The organism is uncultured Microbacterium sp. (assembly GCF_947632095.1).
Taxonomy (GTDB): Bacteria; Actinomycetota; Actinomycetes; order Actinomycetales; family Microbacteriaceae; genus Microbacterium.
On the sequence record NZ_CANROA010000090.1, the window covers coordinates 1 to 3,809 of the forward strand.

Here is a 3,809-nt window from a genome sequence, read left to right on the forward strand (position 1 = left end):
GCTGGATGGCGACGTTGCTCGTTCCCGGGCTGGCTCTCGGGGCGCTGCTGATCGCGCGGCGATGGCGAGACGCGGTGCTGGTGGCGGGGACCCTGATCGTCAGCGTCGCGCTGGTTCAACTGCTCAAGAGCGTGTTCGGTCGTTCCCGGCCCGCTGACATGCTCGTCGCCTCGGACTTCGGTTCCTTCCCCTCGGGGCATACGGCGAATGCGGCGACCCTCGCGGCCCTGGCGATCGTGCTGTTCCCCCGCCTCTGGGTCGTGATGATCGCTATCGCGTGGACGCTCGCCATGGCGTTCTCTCGCACCGTGCTGTCGGTGCACTGGCTGAGCGACACGTTCGGCGGGATGCTGGTGGGAGCCGGTGCGACGATGCTCGTCGCCGCGATCCTGCTGCCCTGGGTGCGGCGGGCGAGGACAGCGGAAGCCATCGAGGAGGCGGCGTGAGAAGCATCCGTCGCTGTCGGCCGGAGGATCGCGCGGCGCTCTCGGATATCTGCGTGCGCACGGCGCATGCCGGCGCCGATGCCCGAGGGATGCTGTCGGATGACGATCTGTGGGGACTGCTGTACGCGCTGCCCTATGCCGAACGGCATCCCGACCTCTGCTGGGTCGTCGACGACGGCGAGGGCCGCGCGATCGGCTATCTCGTCGCGACGGATGACACCGCTGCATTCGAGGAATGGTTCCGGGCCGAGTGGTGGCCGCGGTTCGCCCGGAGCTTCCGGAAGCCGGAGTCGTTGCCGGAACGTGAGTTGCTCGCGTCGGCGAATGCGCGCGGCTCGAACCCCGTGCCCCATGCAGGCCGGTATCCGGCGCATCTGCACATCGACCTGCTGCCCGAGGCGCAGGGAGAGGGGTGGGGCAGGGGCCTCGTCGAGACGCTGCTGACCGATCTCCGAGCCCGTGGCGTGCCCGGGCTGCACCTCGAGATGGACCCGGCCAACACCAGCGCCGCTGGGTTCTATGAACGGCTCGGCATGCACCCGTTGGAGACAGGGCCGGACGGACAGGCCTACGGCATTCTGCTCTGAGCAGAGCGGAAACGACTGAGGGCCCCGCAGAAGCGGGGCCCTCAGAGGAAAATGGCGGTGATGGCGGGATTCGAACCCGCGGTTGCTTGCACAACACACGCTTTCCAAGCGTGCTCCTTCGGCCGCTCGGACACATCACCAAGGAACAACTTGATCAGTCTATCCGATCCGGAGCAGTGCAAGTGACCGCGGCCGGTACCCCGCGCGCGTCCCGCGTAAAATCGAGGCGTGGCCACTCCCAAGATCGTCCTGTTCTACGCCTTCACCCCGCTGCCAGACCCGGAGGCGATCCGCATCTGGCAGCGCGACCTCGGTGAGGCGCTGGGGCTGCGCGGTCGTCTGATCATCTCGAAGGACGGCATCAACGGAACCCTCGGCGGTGACATCTGGGCGCTGAAGAAGTGGTCGCGCTCCTTCCGCTCCTATGCGCCCTTCGCCGACGCCGACATCAAGTGGAGCGAGGGGACCGGCCTCGACGACGAGGGCCGCAGCCTCGACTTCCCGAAGCTCAGCGTCAAGGTGCGCGACGAGATCGTCTCCTTCGGCGCCCCGGGCGAGTTGCGCGTCGATGAGAACGGGGTCGTGGGCGGCGGCATCCGGCTCAGCCCCGACGAGCTGCACACGCTCGTCGCCGAACGCGACGACGTCGTCTTCTTCGACGGGCGAAACGCACTCGAAGCCGAGATCGGTCGTTTCAAGGACGCGATCGTCCCCGACACCGAGACCACGCGCGACTTCGTCGAGCTGCTGGACTCGGGAGCCTACGACGATCTGAAGGGGAAGCCGGTCGTCACCTACTGCACGGGCGGCATCCGCTGCGAAGTGCTGTCGAGCCTGATGACCGCCCGCGGATTCGGCGAGGTCTACCAGCTCGACGGCGGGATCGTCCGCTACGGCGAGAAGTTCGGCGACGACGCCCTCTGGGAAGGATCGCTCTACGTTTTCGACAAGCGCGGCTCCGTCGACTTCAGCGACCACGCCGCCGTCATCGGTGAGTGCGCGGGGTGCGGCGAGCCGACCAAGCGCACCGCGAACTGCCCGGATGCCTCGTGCCGCACCCAGTTCGTCGTGTGCGAAGCGTGCGACGCCGTGCCCTGCGAGGCGCACACCGCCTGAGCCTCAGGAGACCAGCGCTCGCAGGTAACGCCGGCGGGCGACGACCTGCGCGAGGCACAGGAGCGGGTACAGCATCCGCCAGATACCGGAGGAAGCCGGTGCGGTGAGGGAACGGACCGTCAGCGTGACGGCGTCGCCGTCGCGACTCACGATGAAAGCCTCCTCGCCATCGACCGGATGCCCCGGCAACGTCCGATAGGAAAAACCCACCCGATCGGCGGTCTCGACGACCTCGACCACCTCGACGGGCTCGGTGATCGTGATGCCCAGAACACGCGCCGTGATGACGAGACGCTCACCCGCAGGGGCCGGGTCGGTGCTCGCCACTCGGAATGCGCTCCGGGTCTTCACCCGCCACAGGAGCACATCGCGGACAGCGCGCTCGAAGACGTCGGCACCCTGGCCGATCACGGCTGAGACCTCGGAGTGCCGGTGCGTGCCGGCCGGATGCCAGATCTCCTGCGCGGGCGAGGTCATACGGCGGTCGCCACGAGGTAGTCGTTGCGCTCGCCGATGAGTCGGCGCAGATAGGGGACGAGGATGAACCGCTCGGCGAGCACGCCGAAGACCGGCGACTCGATCGTCAGAGTGTCGGTCATGACGGTCGTCTCGCCGTCGCGCTCGAACCGGTGCTCATGATGGAAGGAGCGGAACGGCCCGTGCACCTGCTCATCGACGAAACGTCCCGGGCGGTCCAGCGCGGTGACCTTCGAGGTCATCGTGAACCAGATCCCGAAGTGACGGGCACGCCACGTTACCGTCTCGTCCAGTCCGATCGTTCCGCTCGTCACCCCGGCGACCGCCTGCTCGCCGGAGGCCGCCATCGATTCCCGGTGCGCGTCGATGCTCAGCGATGCGTCGAAGAGAGCCTCCCGAGGGATCTCGCAGCGGGTGACGAGGGTGAACGCGGAGGTCATGTCTCGATCCTCGCACTCCGACGCGTGACCGGTTGCAGCAGCGAGCGGGGCAGGAACAGGGCACGCAGGGCGGGGCCGGTGCCGCTGAGGATGCGCAGCTGCGCGATCACCGCGGTCAGTGCGAGATCGAGTGATCCGGTGGGGGCGGCGTCTGCGGCATAGCTCGCCCGTTCGATCGCGCCGACGAGAACACGCACGGAAACCGGCTCCGCACCGAAAGCGATCAGTCGCGCTCCGACCGCCCGCGGGCTCTCGGCCGAGCTGATCGGTACACCGAGATCAACCAGGGTGGCATTCAGCTCGTCCCAGGTGCTGCGGGCATCGCCCTGTCGCGCGCGAGAGCGGCGCGCGGTACGGATGATGAGACGGAGCAGCAGGGGGAGGAGGGCGAGGAAGATCAGTCCGAGGAACCCGAGAGCGACAGGCATCGGATTCAGGGAATCGACCCGCTGTTCTCCGGAACCGCTTTCAGCTTCGGTATCCCGATCGACGTTCGGACCGCTCGTTGCGGTAGCCGACGGCGTGGCCGAGGGAGCCGGCGCCGAGGGGAGCGCAGAGCCGCCGCCGGTGGAGGCAGCGGGGCGGAAGTCGGTCGGTGCCCCCAGCGAGGCGGTCGGCTCGAACGGCACCCAGCCGATCCCCGCGAAATGGATCTCGGGCCAGGCGTGCAGCTGATCGCTGCTGACCTCGTAGAGGAACTCCGCACCGCGCTTGTGATCCGTCACGGTCCCCGGAAGGTACCC

The 3,809-nt window shown here is 68.1% G+C and carries 5 protein-coding genes, 1 tRNA gene and 1 pseudogene; 3 read left to right on the forward strand and 4 right to left on the reverse strand.

Annotation, left to right across the window (positions count from 1 at the left end):
- Together Q0Z66_RS12160 and Q0Z66_RS12165 are read left to right on the forward strand one after the other, a co-directional pair.
- On the forward strand, positions 1-446 hold a 446-nt coding region (locus Q0Z66_RS12160; RefSeq protein WP_298041527.1), incomplete at its 5' end, for a phosphatase PAP2 family protein.
- Positions 443-1,033 (forward strand): GNAT family N-acetyltransferase, encoded by a 591-nt coding sequence (locus tag Q0Z66_RS12165; RefSeq protein WP_298041530.1) that lies wholly within the window; start codon positions 443-445, stop codon positions 1,031-1,033. The genes Q0Z66_RS12160 and Q0Z66_RS12165, both read left to right, overlap by 4 nt.
- Before the next feature lie 52 nt (positions 1,034-1,085).
- On the opposite strand, the gene Q0Z66_RS12170 is transcribed toward Q0Z66_RS12165, so the two are convergent.
- Positions 1,086-1,173 (reverse strand) — tRNA-Ser (locus tag Q0Z66_RS12170).
- A gap of 88 nt (positions 1,174-1,261) precedes the next feature.
- Here Q0Z66_RS12170 and Q0Z66_RS12175 point away from each other — a divergent pair.
- Positions 1,262-2,149: a rhodanese-related sulfurtransferase gene (locus tag Q0Z66_RS12175; RefSeq protein ID WP_298041532.1), complete on the forward strand. Its 888-nt coding sequence runs from the start codon at positions 1,262-1,264 to the stop codon at positions 2,147-2,149.
- A 3-nt stretch (positions 2,150-2,152) separates the two neighbouring features.
- Here Q0Z66_RS12175 and Q0Z66_RS12180 read toward each other — a convergent pair whose 3' ends face one another.
- The 3 genes and pseudogenes from Q0Z66_RS12180 to Q0Z66_RS12190 form a co-directional block, all read right to left on the reverse strand.
- Positions 2,153-2,626: a DUF1990 family protein gene (locus tag Q0Z66_RS12180; protein WP_298041534.1), complete on the reverse strand. Its 474-nt coding sequence runs from the start codon at positions 2,624-2,626 to the stop codon at positions 2,153-2,155.
- Positions 2,623-3,066 (reverse strand): SRPBCC family protein, encoded by a 444-nt coding sequence (locus tag Q0Z66_RS12185; RefSeq protein ID WP_298041536.1) that lies wholly within the window; start codon positions 3,064-3,066, stop codon positions 2,623-2,625. Before Q0Z66_RS12185 ends, Q0Z66_RS12180 begins: the two co-directional genes overlap by 4 nt.
- Positions 3,063-3,809 (reverse strand): annotated as a pseudogene (locus Q0Z66_RS12190) (transglutaminase domain-containing protein); the annotation flags it as partial. The gene Q0Z66_RS12185 and the pseudogene Q0Z66_RS12190, both read right to left, overlap by 4 nt.

Excerpts from the sequence above, each read along its gene's own strand:
- Q0Z66_RS12185 (WP_298041536.1), bottom strand. The coding sequence starts at position 3,066 with ATGACCTCCGCGTTCACCCTCGTCACCCGCTGCGAGATCCCTCGGGAG.
- Q0Z66_RS12180 (WP_298041534.1), bottom strand. The coding sequence starts at position 2,626 with ATGACCTCGCCCGCGCAGGAGATCTGGCATCCGGCCGGCACGCACCGG.